This is a genomic window from Streptomyces sp. NPDC127595 (assembly GCF_042671685.1).
In the GTDB taxonomy this organism is placed as follows: domain Bacteria; phylum Actinomycetota; class Actinomycetes; order Streptomycetales; family Streptomycetaceae; genus Streptomyces.
On sequence record NZ_JBHXWK010000006.1, the window covers coordinates 265,134 to 279,852 of the forward strand.

Below are 14,719 nucleotides of genomic sequence, written 5' to 3' on the forward strand. Positions count from 1 at the left end.
CCTACGCCACGAGCCCCACCCACCCCTCCTACAGCCGTGATCAGTTCGCAACCGATTCCGGGCTTGACCGAGACCTATCAAGTAACTGCGTGATTACGCTCACGAACATGGCCGACTCCTCTGCTTCCTCGACGCCGCATCCGGTGCCGTCCCACGAAGACCGCCCCGTGTACGTGATCGGCGGCGGCCCCGGCGGACTCGCCGCGGCTTACGCGCTGCGCGCGCAGGGTGTACGCGCCGTCGTGCTGGAGAAGTCCGAGCACGTCGGGGCATCCTGGCGGCGCCACTACGACCGGCTGCATCTGCACACCACGCGGCGGCTGTCGTCGCTTCCCGGTCTGTCCATGCCGCGCACGTTCGGACGGTGGGTGTCACGAGACAACGTGGTGCGCTACCTGGAGAAGTACGCCGAACACCACCAGCTGGAGATCGTGACGGGCGTCGAGGTCTCGCGCGTCGAGCCCGCCCCGGGCGGCGACGGCTGGCTGCTGCACGCCACCGGCGGACGGGAGTTGACCGGCAGCGCGGTGGTCATCGCCACCGGCTACAACCACACCCCCCACATCCCCGACTGGCCCGGCCGCGACAGCTACACAGGCGAACTCCTGCACGCCGGCGACTACCGCAACCCCGCCCCCTACACCGGCCGCGACGTCCTCGTCGTCGGCGTCGGCAACACGGGCGCCGAGATCGCCGTGGACCTGATCGAGGGCGGCGCCTCGCGCGTCCGGCTCTCCGTCCGGACCGCCCCGCACATCGTGCGCCGTTCGACGGCCGGGTGGGCCGCCCAGTTCACAGGCATCGTCGTACGACGGCTGCCGGTCGGCCTCGTCGACCGCCTCGCCGGGCCGATGGCCAGGCTGAGCGTCCCCGACCTCTCCGCCCAGGGGCTGCCCCGCCCCGACACCGGCCTCTACTCACGCGTCAACGAAGGCTCCATCCCCGTCCAGGACGTGGGTCTCATCGACGCCGTCCGCAAGGGCCGGGTCGAGATCGTGGCCGCGGTGGACGGTTTCGAGGACGGCAAGGTCGCCCTCGCCGACGGGAACCGGATCGGCCCGGACGTGGTGATCGCCGCGACCGGTTACGTCCGCGCCCTGGAGGGGCTCGTCGGCCACCTCGACGTACTGGACGCGCGCGGCAAGCCGGTCGTGCACGGCGCCCGGACCCCGAGGAACGCCCCCGGCCTCTACTTCAGCGGCTTCACCAACCCCATCTCCGGCATGTTCCGCGAACTCGCCCTCGACGCCGAGAAGATCGCGAAGGCGGTCGCCCGCCACTCGGTGATGCGGAAACCGTCGTCAGCCACACCCTGATCCCGCCGCCCCGCCCCGCAGGACCAACGAACGCCGGGCCTCAGGAGCCCATCATCTCGCGTACCAGGGGTGCCACCTTGGTGCCGTAGAGCTCGATGTTGGTGAGGAGCGCGCTGTGCGGCATGCCGGCCATCGCGTACTTGAGGTCGAAGCGGGTCGCGTCGAGTTCCTTGAGTGTCGCGGTGATCTTGCGGGCCACGGTTTCCGGTGATCCCACGTGCAGCGCGCCGCCGGGGCCAACATCGCGCATGAGGCTCTCGCGGGTGGGGGTGCGGAAACCTCGCTGCTTGGCCACGCCGCGAATCACGGTCTCGAAAGCGGGCAGGAACTCCTCCACCGCCTGCTCATCGGTGGCCGCGACATGGCCGGGAGCATGAACTCCGACAGGCCGCCGGGGCTGTCCGAACTTCTCCAGTGCCTGCTGGAACAGCTGGGAGAACGGTGCGAAGCGGGCCGTGTCGCCGCCGATGATCGCGAGCATCAGCGAGAAGCCGTACTTGGCGGTCCGGACGACCGACTGGGGGCTGCCGCCGACGCCGACCCAGGTCGGGATCGCTCCCGACTCGCTGTGCGGGTAGATGGAGAGGCCGTCGAGCGACGGACGGGTGTTGCCCGACCAGGTGACAGGCTTCTCCCGCAGCAACTCGGCGAAGAGGTCGAGCTTCTCCTCGAACAGTTCCTCGTAGTCGTTCAGGTCATAGCCGAAGATCGGGAAGGACTCGGTGCTCGATCCCCTGCCGAGGATCACCTCGGCGCGACCGCCGGAGACGCCGTCGAGGGTGGCGTAGCGCTGGAAGACCCGGACGGGGTCGTCGGAGCTGATCACCGTGACCGCGGAACCGAGGCGGATGTGCGAGGTGCGCGAGGCGACGGCCGCGAGCACGATGTCGGCGGCGGAGAGCGGCATCGTCTCGGTGTGGTGCTCGCCGATCGCGAAGTGGTCCAGGCCGACGTGGTCGGCGAGGACGCCTTCCTCGACCAGTCCGCGGATGGTCTCGCCGTGCGTCAGCGGTCTGCCCTCGGCGTCATTCGTCACGTCGCCGAAGGTGTCGAGCCCGAGCGTGATGTCACCGGCACCGGTTGGATCGATCGAGTGGTCGGTCATGGTCGTACTCCTCGGGTTCTCGTTCCGGCGCGCGTCACAAGGTGGGTCATGTCGCGAAGTGCCGCAGTGCGTTGATGAGTTGGGCCAGGTCGGTGCCCTCGACGTGATTGAGGATGTGGCGCCGGACGCTGGCCAGGTGGGCGGGCCACGCCTCTTCCAGCCGGGCGAGGCCCGCATCCGTGAGGACGGCGTTCCACCCTCGGGCGTCCTCGGTGCACCTGACCCGTTCGACCAGTCCCTGCTTCTCCAGGCGGGTGACGATGCGGGTCATCCCGCTCAGGGAGAGGGTGCCGGTGGCGGCGAGCTCGCTCATGCGCATCAGCCGGTTCGGGGCCTCGGACAGAAACATCAGCGTCGTGTACTCGGAGAGTTGGATGTGCTGCTCTCGCATCATGTCGGCGTCGACCACGCGAGGCAGGGCGATCATCACCCGGCTGAGCTCGCGCACGAGGGCTTCCTCGTCTGTACTCATGGGTCGCAGTGGCTGCTCAGAGGTCGACATGTCTCTCATCTTACTTGTTTGACGAATCAAGGGCTATGTGATTACTTGACGGAACAAGGATATTCGCGGATGGATCAAATGGATCAATGGGAAGGCGTAGCGCTATGACCAAGATCGGGATCATCCTCGGCAGTACCCGCCCCGGGCGCAACGGGGCGGCCGTCGCCCAGTGGGTACTCGAGGTCGCCGCACAGCGGACCGACGCGGAGTTCGAGCTTGTCGACCTGCTCGACTTCAAGCTCCCGCACCTCGACGAGGCGTACCCGCCGTCGATGGGCCAGTACACGCAGCCGCACACCCTGAGCTGGGCCAGCAAGATCGCCTCGTTCGACGGCTACGTCATGGTGACGCCGGAGTACAACCACTCCACCTCCGGTGCACTGAAGAACGCCATCGACTTCCTCTACGCCGAGTGGAACAACAAGGCCGTCGGATTCGTCAGCTACGGCTCGGCCGGCGGCACTCGCGCCGTTGAACACCTGCGCCTGATAGCCGGCGAACTCCAGATGGCCGACGTACGCGCCCAGGTCGCGCTGTCCCTGTTCACCGACTTCGAGAACTTCAGCGTGTTCAAGCCCACCGACTTCCAGCGCAACGCACTTACCACCACGCTCGACCAGGTCGTGGCCTGGAGCCAGGCATTGGCCCCGCTCCGCGCCGGCTGAGATCACGTCTGGGACCCGGTGACCTTCGGGCTGGGGGGGGATCGACGGTTCAACGGGATCAGCCAGTCAGATCCAGCTCTGGTCTCCCCCCAGCAGCGCGGCCGCTTCGGCCGACTGTGCCGTGACATGAGCGGCCGCGCGAGCGGCTCGTCCGGACACCCGCCAGGCGAGCATGCTCAGCGCGGTGGCCGGTGCCGGAGGAAATACGCCGAGCTGGCCCAGCATGGTGATGTCGTCGCGCACCGCTTCATGGCCGGCCACCCTGCCGTCTCGGATGTCGAGCACGTGAATCTGCTCGAAGTCGATTTCGCGCCGTGTGGGGGGTATGGCCTGGTCGAGGGCGCCAGCGCGGAAGCGGACGAAGGGGCCGGTGTGGCGGCCCTGCATACGCAGCCGCATCCAGACCTGGTCGTCGTTGCCGGTGATACCGAGGACGGGGAAGCGCAGGTCGCTGAAGGCCGACCGCATCCATGCACCCGAGGCGAGAACCCCCGCAGGCCCGGGAAGCGAGCAGGCCGGGGGCGACACGGCCGCTTCGCGGTTGTGGAAGTCGTCGCCCACCACGTCGGCGGCCAGCGCCGGATCACCCGTCACGAGGACCTGGAAAAGTCCCTCTGCGAGACCCTTGGTATCTGTTCTCATTGCGTTCACTTCCTCTCGCGACTGAAGAATCTATTCAGCTCGACAATCACGCGCGGCAAAGCTGCGGACCGAGCGCCGGGACACATCCGTGATCGTCATCATTTTTGAATCGCCCTCGCCGGAGTTCAGTCGGCCTCAGGGAGAATGACAACACCGGATTCCTCGTTGAATTTCAGAATCTCCGGAGTGGCGAAACGCTCCAGCGTCCAGCGGGTCGGTGACTGACCGGGCTGCGCTTCGTCGCCGTACATGAATACGCGCTCCTCGCCGGGCGGAGTGAACATGAACAAAATCCTGGCAGCATGCACGCCGGTATTCTTGAACCGATGCCTCGTTCCTCGCGGGACGAAAACGAAGTCACCTGCGCCGGCCGTAAACGTTCGCTCACCATCCAGGATCTCCACTTCTCCATTGAGGACATAGAACGCCTCATCAGTCCTGGTATGAACGTGAGCGACCGGCCCGTTGCCCGGGGGAACCGTGGCTTCCACCAGTCCGAGTGAGCCATTCGTGGTCTCACTTGAGGCCTTGATCGTGTATGTATCCCCGGAGAACCACTTACTCAGCCCCTCTCCCGCGGGAACGTACAAAGCTCCACTCTTCAGATAATTCGGATCCTGGTCGTCATGAAACGGCAAGCTCATCTCAATAGCCTTTCAATCGTGGAGCGGGTGAGAGCGGATGCCCCGACTCGGACTCGCACCAACAGCAAAAGCCGCGCCGGTCGCCGGGAACGGCGCCGAGAGTGGCGTAACGCTGGAAGACGCGGACGAGAGCGCCGGAGTTCGTCATCGTCACAGCCGAATCGAGGCGAATGCGCGACCTGCGCGATGCGACGGCCGCGAGGTAACGGTGCGGGCATAACCGGTGCGGGGCCCTAACCGGTGCGGGCATAGCTTGCAGCGAGTTGCTCGGCGCTGGACACAAGCATGACCATACTTACTTGACGCGTCAAGCGCTATGTTTGACGCGACAACCATCTCCCCTTGCGCCACCGGAGGGTTCGACGCGCGACGGAGAGGCGGGTCAGGTCATGGCTCGCGCGGGTACACCTGAGACTACGAGTGGGCGCTGGATGCCTCCGCCGAGACCTGGGCGACAGCATTGAGAACCCGCAACCAAGCGTCCTCCACGCGTATTTGCGTGCACAACGGTTCCTGACACGGCGTCAGTTAAGTAATCTGACTGAGCGTCAGTTAATTGGCTGTCACACAGGAGCGGGCGGACCGATGCTTGGATCAACCCACGGCACCCTCACCACCGACTCCCGCCGGGCCAGGGTCATCGCCTGCGGCGAGCAACCCTCACCCGTCGTGCACGGCCGGCCGGCCGAGGTCCACGACCTGGACGTCAGCGGCCGCCCTCTGTACGCGGGCGTACCCGATCTCGACCGCTTCTTCCGTCCCGAGTCCGTGGCCGTGATCGGCGCCTCGGACGCCGAGGGACGGCCGAACACCGGCATCACGCGACAGCTGATCGCCTGGGCCGAGCGGGTCGGCGCGCGGCTGCACCCGGTGCACCCCACCCGTCAGTCCGTCTTCGGCATACCGTGCTTCCCTTCCGTCCCGGACCTGCCCGAACAGGTCGACCTGGCCGTCCTTCTGGTCGGCGACCCCCTTCCCGTGATCGAGAAACTGGCCGAGGCCAAGGTGAAGTTCGCGGTCGCCTTCGCCTCCGGGTTCGCCGAGACCGGAGCCGAGGGAGCCCTCGCACAGGCCCGGCTCGCCACCGCCGTCGCCGGCTCGGGGCTGCGGCTGCTCGGGCCCAACACCAACCTCAACGCCTTCGAGAAGTTCCGCGACGACCTCGGCGGTCCCGCGATCGCGCTGATCACGCAGTCCGGTCACCAGGGACGGCCGGTGTTCGCGATGCAGGAGCTGGGTGTGCGCCTCTCCCACTGGGCACCCACCGGCAACGAAGCCGACCTGGAGACCGCCGACTTCATCTCCTACTTCTCCGAACGTCCCGAGGTCGGTGCCATCGCCTGCTACGTCGAGGGGCTGAAGGACGGCCGCTCCTTTCTGCTCGCCGCCGACCGCGCCGCCCGGCGCGGAGTACCCGTCGTCGCGGTCAAGGTCGGCCGCACCGAGACCGGCGCCCGCACCGCCGCCTCACACACCGGCAAGCTGACCGGCGCCGACACGGTGGTGGACGCGGCGATGCGGCAGTACGGCGTGATCCGCGTCGACGGACTCGACGAACTCCAGGACACCGCAGCCCTGTTGGCCCGCGCCCGCGCCCCGCAGGCCGACGGGGTCGTCGTCTATTCGATCTCGGGCGGCACGGGCGCGCACTTCGCGGACCTGGCGAGCGAGGCGGGCCTGTCCCTGCCTACGCTGCCGCCCGACAAGCAGGCCGAGCTGCACGAGTGGATACCCGACTACCTGAATGTCGCCAACCCCGTCGACAACGGCGGCCACCCGGTGGGCGACTGGCGCGGCCGCAAGATCATCGACGCGATCCTCGCCGACCCCTCCTTCGGCGTGCTGATCTGCCCCATCACCGGCCCCTTCCCGCCGATGAGCGACAAGCTGGCACAGGATCTGGTGGACGCGGCGGAGCAGACGGACAAGCTGGTGTGCGTGGTGTGGGGGTCGCCGGTCGGCACCGAGGCCGCCTACCGCGAGACGCTGCTCGGGTCCTCCCGGGTCGCCACCTTCCGGACCTTCGCCAACTGCATCACCGCCGTACGCGCCTATCTGGACCACCACCGCTTCGCCGCCGCCTACCGCTCTCCCTTCGACGAGGCACCCCGCACCCCCTCGCCCTCCTTCCGCAAGGCGCAGGCCCTGATGCGGCCCGGGCAGCAACTGAGCGAGCACGCGGCGAAGAGTCTGCTGCGCACATACGGAATCCGCGTGCCACGCGAGCAGTTGGTGACCAGCGCGGCTGCGGCCGTCCGCGCGGCCAGCCTGATCGGCTACCCCCTCGTCATGAAGGCCTCCGGCGCGCAGATCGCCCACAAGACCGAACTCGGCCTGGTGAAACTCCCGCTGACCTCCGCCAGCCAGGTCCGCGACGCCTATCGCGAGCTGACCGACATCGCGCGCTACGAGGGGATCTCGCTCGACGGGGTGCTCGTGTGCCAGATGGTCGAACGGGGCGTCGAGATGGTCGTCGGTGTCACACACGACGAGCTCTTCGGGCCGACGGTGACCGTCGGACTCGGCGGCGTCCTCGTGGAAGTACTCCGCGACACGGCCGTCCGCGTGCCGCCCTTCGGCGAGGACCAGGCCCGCACCATGCTCGCCGAACTGCGCGGGCGGGCGCTTCTCGACGGGGTCCGCGGGGCTCCGCCCGTCGACATCGACGCGCTGGTGGAGGTCGTCATCCGAGTCCAGCGCATGGCGCTCGAACTCGGCGACGACATCGCGGAGCTGGACATCAACCCGCTGATGGTGCTGCCCAGGGGACAGGGGGCGGTGGCATTGGACGCGCTGGTGGTGTGCCGCTGATCGGCCGGGCCTCGCGTGGGTCTCGCGCCCCGCGCGCGTGTCGCACTTCGCGTGCGTCTCGCGCCCCGCGCACCTCCCGCGCGTCTCGCGCCCCGCGCGCCTCCCGCGCGTCTTGCGCCGGAGGCCCACTGCCCCCCGTACAGGACCCGCTGCCCCTTTCCACAACCCCACCGCTCCTCGTACGAAAAAGCCCACCACTCCCCGTACGAAACGGAGTACCCCCATGTCCGACTCCCCCCATGAATCTCCCGAAAAGTCCCTCGACTCATTGATACTTCACGCCACTGACAATGCCGTCGCGTGGATCACCCTCAACCGGCCCGAGGCGATGAACGCTCTCACCTGGGACCAGCGGGAACGGGTGATCGGACTGCTCGCCGGAGCCTCCGCCGACCCGGACGTGCGGGCCGTCGTCATCATGGGGACGGGCCGCGGATTCTGCGCGGGCGCGGACCTGCGCGGGGGCGCGCCGACCGGGGAACGGGTGCCCGGCGACGTCGCCCGTACGATCCGCCTCGGCGCCCAACGCCTCATCGCCGCCGTCCTCGACTGCGAGAAGCCGGTGATCGCGGCGGTGAACGGTACGGCGGCCGGGATCGGCGCGCACCTCGCGTTCGCGTGTGATCTCGTACTCGCCGCGGATTCCGCCCGGTTCATCGAGGTGTTCGTACGCCGCGGCCTCGTCCCGGACGGCGGCGGCGCGTATCTGCTGCCCCGGCTGATCGGTCCGCAGCGCGCCAAGGAGTTGATGTTCTTCGGGGACGCGCTGACGGCCGCGGACGCGGAACGGCTCGGACTGGTCAACAAGGTCGTACCGGCGCAGGAGTTGGAGAAGACCGCTCGCGAATGGGCCGAGCGTCTCGCCACCGGCCCGACCCGCGCGCTCGCCCTCACCAAACAGCTGGTCAACGCCTCCCTGGACAGTGATCGCGGGACGGCATTCGCCGCCGAGGCCGCCGCGCAGGAGATCAACATGACGACTGCGGACGCGAACGAGGGGGTCGCGAGTTTCGTGGAGCGGCGGGAACCCCGGTATCGGGGGCGTTGACCGAAACCGCGCGCGACAGTACGCACGAGAGTACGCACGACATTGCTCGCAGCATCGCTGGCGGCATCGCTGGCGGCATTGCTCGCGGCATTGCTCGCGGCATTGCTCGCGATATTGCTCGCGGCATTCACTTCTGACGATCCGTCAGCTTCAATGGGTGTCGTGATGGGACACGCAGGGATGGCGGCCACCGCTGTCCGATACCTCAGATCGGTCGGGGCGCCCACGGTCGCGGAGCCCGTCGAAGCGCTGCCGCGACCGGAGCTACGGGCGGTCGCGGACGACGAGCGGGCCCCGGTCGACCAGGCCGAATTCCGCCGCGTGCTAGGGAACTTCGCGACCGGGGTGACCGTTGTCACGGCCCCTGCGACCGGAGACTCAGACGGCCGTGGTTCAGGAACGGACCCGGCCGGCTTCGCCTGCCAGTCGTTCTCCTCCCTCTCGCTCGACCCGCCGCTGGTCTGTTTCATGGTCGGCCGTACGTCGACGACCTGGCCGCGGATCGCCCGTGCCGGTGTCTTCTGCGTCAACGTACTGGGGGCGCACCAGGGCGAGTTGTGCCGCGGGTTCGCGGTGCGCGGCGGGGACAAGTTCGCCGGGGTCGCGTTCGACGCGGCGCCTGCCACCGGCTCCCCCCGTCTCGCGGACGCCATCGCGTGGATCGACTGCACGATCCACGCGGTGCACACCGGTGGTGACCATCTGATCGTGGTGGGGCGGGTGGAGGCGCTGGGCACGGGCAACGACGAGACGGCACCGCTGTTGTTCCACAAGGGGCGGTTCGCCTGAGGACACCGGGCGACCGGCACCCTCAGCCGCCAAGCGGCCAAGCCGCCAGACCGTCAAACCGCCAGACGGCCGCCAAGCACTCAGGCCGCCAGCAGGGAGACCGTCCTTGTGGGCCGGCGCCGGATCACCAGCGCCATCAGCGCCGCCGCCGCGCACAGCGCTCCGGACGCGTACCAGACCACGTCGTACGAGCCGAACACGTCCCGCGCGACGCCGCCGAGGAAGGCGACAAGGGCGGCGCCGATCTGGTGTGAGGCGAGGACCCAGCCGAAGACGATGGCGCTGTCCTCGCCGTACTGCTCCCGGCACAGGGCCAGGGTGGGCGGAACCGTGGCGACCCAGTCGAGGCCGTAGAAGACGATGAAGAAGATCATCGGCGGGTGCACGGTCGAGGCGAGCAGCATCGGCAGGAAGAGCAGCGAGATACCGCGCAGCGCGTAGTAGACCGCCAGCAGGCGGCGCGGTTCGAAGCGGTCGGTGAACCAGCCGGAGGCGACCGTTCCGACGACGTCGAAGACGCCGATGACGGCGAGGAGCGAGGCCGCCGCGGTGATCGGCATGCCGTGGTCGTGGGCGGCGGGCACGAAGTGTGTCTGGACGAGGCCGTTCGTCGAGGCACCGCAGATCGCGAAGGTGCCGGCGAGCAGCCAGAAGGGGCCGGTGCGGACGGCGGAGAGGAGGACCGTCACCGCACGGCGGGCGGCGCCCGGCACGGGGGCGGGCTTCTCCACGAACTCCGTTGCCCCGTACGGCTTCTGGCCCACGTCCGCCGGGTGGTCCCGCAGAAGCAGCCATACGAAGGGGACCACCGCGAGAGCCGCGAGGGACACCGTCACGGCAGCGGGCCGCCAGCTGTGCTCCGTCACGATCCATGACAGCAGCGGCAGGAAGATCAACTGGCCGGAGGCGGAGGCCGCCGTGAGGATGCCCGTCACCAGGCCGCGCTTCTCTGTGAACCAGCGGTTCGTGACGGTCGCCGCGAAGGCGAGCGCCATCGAGCCGGAACCGAGCCCCACCAGCAGTCCCCAGCACAGCAGCAACTGCCAGACCGCCGTCATCCACACCGTAAGGCCCGAGCCGAGCGCGATGACGATCAGGGCGACCGCGACCACCCGCCGTATTCCGAAGCGGTCCATCAGCGCGGCGGCGAACGGCGCCGTCAGCCCGTAGAGCGCGAGGTTGATCGACACCGCCGCGCCGATCGTCCCGCGCGACCAGTCGAACTCCTGGTGCAGCGGATCGATCAGCAGCCCCGGCAGCGAGCGGAAGGCCGCCGCGCCGATGATCGTCACGAAGGTGACGGCGGCGACGAACCACGCGCGGTGGATGCGGTGCTGTTTGGTGGTACGGGCCTGCCCGGCGGTACGACCTTGCTTGGCGGTACGAGCCTGGTCACCGGCCTCGATGGCGGCAGCTGAGCCGCTCGATGCAGTGGAGTCCGTCGGGTCGGCGGCGTCCGTCGCGTCGGCGGCGTCCGTCGCGTCGGCGGCGGCAGCGTCCGTCGGGTCCGCGTCGGTGGAGTCGGTCGTCTGGGTCACGTCATAGAGCTTCGGGCCTGCGATCTCCGCGAACGAGCGGCCCGAAGGACAGCATTCGCTAGGATCGAGCCATGGCAGACCGACAGGCACCCCCGTACGAGACGTCCCAGCAGCAGGCATCCGCCCGGCACCGCGTCGTCGTCCTCGCGCTCGACGGCCTGCTGCCCTTCGAACTCGGCATCCCGCAACGCATCTTCGGCAAGGCGCGCGACGCGGACGGCCGCGACCTGTACGAGATCGTCACCTGCTCGATCCGCCCGCCGGGCCCCGTCGAGACCGACGCCGACTTCGCGGTCCTCGTCGGCAAGGGCCCCGAGGCGCTCGCCACCGCCGACACGGTCGTCATCCCCGCCTCGTACGAGCTGGGCCCCGTCCACGACGAGGGCGTACTCACCCCCGAACTGGCCGCCGCCCTCGCCCACATCCGCCCCGGCACCCGTCTCGTCTCCATCTGTACCGGCGGATACGTCCTCGCCGCGGCCGGTTATCTCGACGGCCGCCCGGCCACCACGCACTGGATGCACGCGGAGCACTTCCAGGAGCTCTTCCCGAAGGTCAGGGTCGACGCCGACGTGCTCTTCGTCGACGACGGGGACGTCCTCACCTCCGCCGGTGTCGCGGCCGGTATCGACCTCTGCCTCCATCTCGTACGCCGTGACCACGGCACCGCCGTCGCCAACGACGTGGCCCGCCGCACCGTCGTACCGCCGCACCGCGACGGCGGCCAGGCGCAGTACATCCAGCGCCCGGTACCGGAGGCGCAGGCGGCCACCACGACGGCGGCCCGCGCCTGGGCACTCGGCCGCCTCGACGAGCCGATCCAGCTGCGCGACATGGCCGAGCAGGAGTCCATGTCCGTACGCACCTTCACCCGCCGCTTCCGCGAGGAGGTCGGCGTCAGCCCCGGCCAGTGGCTCACCCAGCAACGCGTCGAACGGGCCCGCCACCTGCTCGAATCCAGTGCCCTGTCCGTCGACCAGGTGGCCCGCGAAGCCGGCTTCGGCACGGCCCAGTCGATGCGCCAGCACCTACAGGCGGCGCTCGGCGTCACCCCCACCGCATACCGGCGCACCTTCCAGTCCGGAAACACCCCCGGCATCCCGGTCATCGACAACGACCTTCTGCACAGCCGGGGTTGAGCCCCCAGGGACGACGCCCGCCGCCCGTACCCGCCGGCCCTCGCCCAGCGCGCCCACGAAGGTGAGCAACAGGGTGAGTCCGACGCCGGCCAGGATCGCGGTCGAGGGCGCGGCGACGTTGAGGAGGGCCCCCGCGAGGGAGCCCGTCGCGGCGTAACCCGCGCCCACGGCCGCATACATCACCGAGTAGCCCGCGGCCAGCGCGCTCGGCGGGAGCATCTCGCGCAGCGACAGGTTCCGGGTGAGCATCGCGCCCGCCTGGAGCACGCCCGCGAGGACGAGCGCGGTCGCCATCCAGGCGAGGACCGGTATCAGTGCGACCAGCGCCACGCAGGCGGACATGGCGCACAGCAGCACCACGCTCCGGGTGCGCAGTTGTCCCGGCCAGCCGCGCAGCCCGTACAGGAACGCACCCGCCGCCGAACCGAGTGCCAGCCCGGTGAGCAGCGGGCCCGCCCAGCCGACGCCCATGCCGCGCTGTTCGAGGAGGGCGGGCAGCACGAGTTCGGACAGGGCCAGCAGCGAGAGGCTTGCCGCGCCTGTGACATACGCCGGCCAGGCCCTGGCCAGGATCCGGGGCATCGACTCGCCGTCGCGGTCCGTCTCGTCCGCCGCCCAGCCCTCGGGCAGCAGCCACAGGCCCGCGACGGACGACGCCATCAGGGCGGCGGCGAGCAGCAGCGGCACCCTGGGGGCGACGCCGAGCGCGAGACCGGTGACCGCCGCCGGCGTCAGGGACCATATGCCGAAGGTCAGCATCGACTCGGTGGACAGCGCCTGGGGCACCGCCCGCTTGGGGACGAGGCTGGTGAGCAGGGCGCGCAGGCCGCCGGGGGCCGCGGCGGGTGCGGCGCCGGCCAGGGCGGCGGACGCTGCGAGTATCGCCGGGTGCGCGTCCGGGAACGCGCCGAGGGCCGCGAAGCCGAGCGCGCCGGTGGCCAGGCCGATGGCCAGGTGGGGGCGGGCGCGCTGCGGGCGCAGGCGCATGCCCAGGAGGGGGGCGCCCGCGATCTCGCCGAGTACGTATGCGGCGGCCAGGGCCGCGCCCAGCGTGTAGCCGCCGGGGCGTTCGCGGGTCAGGAAGACCAGGGCCAGGGGGGTCATGGCGACCGGGGCGCGGGCGCCGATGGCCACGACGGCCCAGGCCAGGACCTGTTTGGAGGCGACGTCTCGGTAGCTCATGCGACGACGTTAGGGGACGCCGCTGACAGTGGCCCAGGGGATTTTCCGGGCCTGTGGATAACTCCGGTGGGGGTGGGTGGGCGTTGAGTTTTTCGCCCCCTCCGCCCCTGCCCGTCCCTTGTTCCTGGGGGCTGCCGCCCCCAGACCCCCGCTTCGGCCTGAACGGCCTCGTCCTCAAACGCCGGACGGGCTGAAGATACCTACCCGAGGCTGAAAACGGGCCGAAAGACCTCCAGCGCCGAACAGTCGTTGGCCGGGGCCGAGTATCTAGAACGTCAGCACCGCCCGCGCCACCCTCCCCCCGCGCGCATCGTCCACCGCCTTCTCGAAGTCCTCCACCGGATAGGTCGCCGTGACCAGTTCGTCCAGCAGGAGTCGGCCCTCGCGATACAGGTTCGCGTACAGGGCGATGTCGCGTTGAGGGCGGGAAGAGCCGTAGCGGCAGCCGAGGATGGACTTGTCGAGGTACATGGAGGAGACGAGGAAGGAGGCCTCGGCGGTGGAAGGGGGGACGCCCAGGAGGACTGCCTGGCCGTGGCGGTCCAGTAGGTCGATGGCCTGGCGGATGAGTTCGACGCGGCCGACGCACTCGAAGGCGTGGTTCGCGCCGGTGGGGAGGATGTCCTTGACGGCGTCTGTCGAGGTCAGGAAGTGGGTCGCGCCGAACTGCCGGGCCACGGGCTCCTTCGCCGGGTTGGAATCGACCGCGACGATCTTCAGGGCGCCCGCGATCCGCGCGCCCTGGATGACGTTGAGGCCGATGCCGCCCGTGCCGATCACCAGGACGGTGTCACCCCGGTCGACCCGCGCGCGGTTGAGTACGGCCCCCACGCCGGTGAGGACCCCGCACCCGATGAGGGCGGCGGACGGCAGGGGGATCCCGTCCGGGATGCGGACCGCCTGGACCGCCTTCACCAACGTCCGTTCCGCGAAAGCCGAGTTGGCCGCGAACTGATAGAGGGGCCGGCCGCGCCGGGTGAACGGCTGCTGCGGCATCCCGATCGCCTTGCGGCACATCGTCGGCCGCCCCCGGTCGCACTCGGCGCAGGTCCCGCAGTTGGCGAGCGTGGACAGCGACACATGGTCACCGGGCTGGACATGGGCGACGCCCACACCCACCGCTTCCACAATCCCCGCGCCCTCATGTCCCAGCACCACAGGAACGGGGAAAGGTATGGTCCCGTCCACCACGGACAGGTCGCTGTGACACAGCCCGGCCGCGGAGATCGCGACGAGCACCTCACCGGGTCCTGGATCCCGTATCTCCAGATCGTCCACGACCTCGGTCTGCTTGCCGTCGAAAGTCACGCCTCGCATAGCGCCCCCCTCATCGCACCC

The 14,719-nt window shown here is 69.5% G+C and carries 13 protein-coding genes; 6 read left to right on the plus strand and 7 right to left on the minus strand.

The features are described 5' to 3' along the window. Positions 1-107: 107 nt before the first annotated feature. Positions 108-1,316 carry a flavin-containing monooxygenase gene (locus ACFVKT_RS21080; protein WP_385733630.1) on the plus strand — a complete coding sequence of 403 codons (1,209 nt, stop codon included), beginning with the start codon at positions 108-110 and terminating at the stop codon, positions 1,314-1,316. A 40-nt stretch (positions 1,317-1,356) separates the two neighbouring features. On the opposite strand, the gene ACFVKT_RS21085 is transcribed toward ACFVKT_RS21080, so the two are convergent. Then, positions 1,357-2,421, minus strand: coding sequence for an LLM class flavin-dependent oxidoreductase (locus tag ACFVKT_RS21085; protein ID WP_385733632.1), 1,065 nt, complete (start codon positions 2,419-2,421; stop codon positions 1,357-1,359). A 46-nt stretch (positions 2,422-2,467) separates the two neighbouring features. Continuing rightward, complete coding sequence (locus tag ACFVKT_RS21090) at positions 2,468-2,893, minus strand: MarR family winged helix-turn-helix transcriptional regulator (RefSeq protein ID WP_385733633.1); 426 nt, start codon at positions 2,891-2,893, stop codon at positions 2,468-2,470. A 134-nt stretch (positions 2,894-3,027) separates the two neighbouring features. Between ACFVKT_RS21090 and ACFVKT_RS21095 the strand changes: the two genes are divergently transcribed. Next, positions 3,028-3,588, plus strand: a complete 561-nt coding sequence (locus ACFVKT_RS21095; protein WP_385733635.1) for an NADPH-dependent FMN reductase — start codon at positions 3,028-3,030, stop codon at positions 3,586-3,588. Between the two features lie 66 nt (positions 3,589-3,654). On the opposite strand, the gene ACFVKT_RS21100 is transcribed toward ACFVKT_RS21095, so the two are convergent. After that, complete coding sequence (locus tag ACFVKT_RS21100) at positions 3,655-4,230, minus strand: ester cyclase (protein WP_385733637.1); 576 nt, start codon at positions 4,228-4,230, stop codon at positions 3,655-3,657. 125 nt (positions 4,231-4,355) lie between these two features. Then, the gene (locus ACFVKT_RS21105) at positions 4,356-4,874 is read right to left on the minus strand and encodes a cupin domain-containing protein (RefSeq protein WP_385733639.1); all 519 of its coding nucleotides are present in this window, start codon (positions 4,872-4,874) and stop codon (positions 4,356-4,358) included. Between the two features lie 585 nt (positions 4,875-5,459). Between ACFVKT_RS21105 and ACFVKT_RS21110 the strand changes: the two genes are divergently transcribed. The 3 genes from ACFVKT_RS21110 to ACFVKT_RS21120 all read left to right on the plus strand — a co-directional run bounded on the left by ACFVKT_RS21110 (position 5,460) and on the right by ACFVKT_RS21120 (position 9,522). After that, on the plus strand, positions 5,460-7,685 hold the full coding sequence (locus ACFVKT_RS21110; RefSeq protein WP_385733641.1) for an acetate--CoA ligase family protein: 2,226 nt from the start codon (positions 5,460-5,462) through the stop codon (positions 7,683-7,685). A 223-nt stretch (positions 7,686-7,908) separates the two neighbouring features. After that, complete coding sequence (locus tag ACFVKT_RS21115) at positions 7,909-8,733, plus strand: enoyl-CoA hydratase/isomerase family protein (protein WP_385733643.1); 825 nt, start codon at positions 7,909-7,911, stop codon at positions 8,731-8,733. 165 nt (positions 8,734-8,898) lie between these two features. Further along, a complete protein-coding gene (locus ACFVKT_RS21120) occupies positions 8,899-9,522 on the plus strand; it encodes a flavin reductase family protein (protein WP_385734214.1) in 624 nt (207 codons plus the stop codon). 80 nt (positions 9,523-9,602) lie between these two features. Here the strand turns inward: ACFVKT_RS21120 and ACFVKT_RS21125 are convergent, their stop codons facing one another. Further along, positions 9,603-10,850: an MFS transporter gene (locus ACFVKT_RS21125; RefSeq protein ID WP_385734216.1), complete on the minus strand. Its 1,248-nt coding sequence runs from the start codon at positions 10,848-10,850 to the stop codon at positions 9,603-9,605. Positions 10,851-11,131: 281 nt separating this feature from the next. Here ACFVKT_RS21125 and ACFVKT_RS21130 point away from each other — a divergent pair, with 281 nt between their 5' ends. Further along, complete coding sequence (locus ACFVKT_RS21130) at positions 11,132-12,199, plus strand: GlxA family transcriptional regulator (protein WP_385733645.1); 1,068 nt, start codon at positions 11,132-11,134, stop codon at positions 12,197-12,199. Here ACFVKT_RS21130 and ACFVKT_RS21135 read toward each other — a convergent pair. Both ACFVKT_RS21135 and ACFVKT_RS21140 read right to left on the minus strand, forming a co-directional pair. Then, on the minus strand, positions 12,089-13,381 hold the full coding sequence (locus tag ACFVKT_RS21135) for an MFS transporter (RefSeq protein ID WP_385733647.1): 1,293 nt from the start codon (positions 13,379-13,381) through the stop codon (positions 12,089-12,091). The two genes, ACFVKT_RS21130 and ACFVKT_RS21135, sit on opposite strands and share 111 nt — an antisense overlap. Positions 13,382-13,648: 267 nt before the next feature. Continuing rightward, positions 13,649-14,698, minus strand: a complete 1,050-nt coding sequence (locus ACFVKT_RS21140; protein ID WP_385733649.1) for a Zn-dependent alcohol dehydrogenase — start codon at positions 14,696-14,698, stop codon at positions 13,649-13,651. Between the last annotated feature and the right edge of the window lie 21 nt (positions 14,699-14,719).

What these genes read in the sequence shown, in the direction of transcription:
- ACFVKT_RS21080 (WP_385733630.1), top strand. Translation starts at nt 108, where the DNA reads ATGGCCGACTCCTCTGCTTCCTCGACGCCGCATCCGGTGCCGTCCCAC.
- ACFVKT_RS21085 (WP_385733632.1), bottom strand. Translation starts at nt 2,421, where the DNA reads ATGACCGACCACTCGATCGATCCAACCGGTGCCGGTGACATCACGCTC.
- ACFVKT_RS21090 (WP_385733633.1), bottom strand. Translation starts at nt 2,893, where the DNA reads ATGAGTACAGACGAGGAAGCCCTCGTGCGCGAGCTCAGCCGGGTGATG.
- ACFVKT_RS21095 (WP_385733635.1), top strand. Translation starts at nt 3,028, where the DNA reads ATGACCAAGATCGGGATCATCCTCGGCAGTACCCGCCCCGGGCGCAAC.
- ACFVKT_RS21100 (WP_385733637.1), bottom strand. Translation starts at nt 4,230, where the DNA reads ATGAGAACAGATACCAAGGGTCTCGCAGAGGGACTTTTCCAGGTCCTC.
- ACFVKT_RS21105 (WP_385733639.1), bottom strand. Translation starts at nt 4,874, where the DNA reads ATGAGCTTGCCGTTTCATGACGACCAGGATCCGAATTATCTGAAGAGT.
- ACFVKT_RS21110 (WP_385733641.1), top strand. Translation starts at nt 5,460, where the DNA reads ATGCTTGGATCAACCCACGGCACCCTCACCACCGACTCCCGCCGGGCC.
- ACFVKT_RS21115 (WP_385733643.1), top strand. Translation starts at nt 7,909, where the DNA reads ATGTCCGACTCCCCCCATGAATCTCCCGAAAAGTCCCTCGACTCATTG.
- ACFVKT_RS21120 (WP_385734214.1), top strand. Translation starts at nt 8,899, where the DNA reads ATGGGACACGCAGGGATGGCGGCCACCGCTGTCCGATACCTCAGATCG.
- ACFVKT_RS21130 (WP_385733645.1), top strand. Translation starts at nt 11,132, where the DNA reads ATGGCAGACCGACAGGCACCCCCGTACGAGACGTCCCAGCAGCAGGCA.
- ACFVKT_RS21135 (WP_385733647.1), bottom strand. Translation starts at nt 13,381, where the DNA reads ATGAGCTACCGAGACGTCGCCTCCAAACAGGTCCTGGCCTGGGCCGTC.
- ACFVKT_RS21140 (WP_385733649.1), bottom strand. Translation starts at nt 14,698, where the DNA reads ATGCGAGGCGTGACTTTCGACGGCAAGCAGACCGAGGTCGTGGACGAT.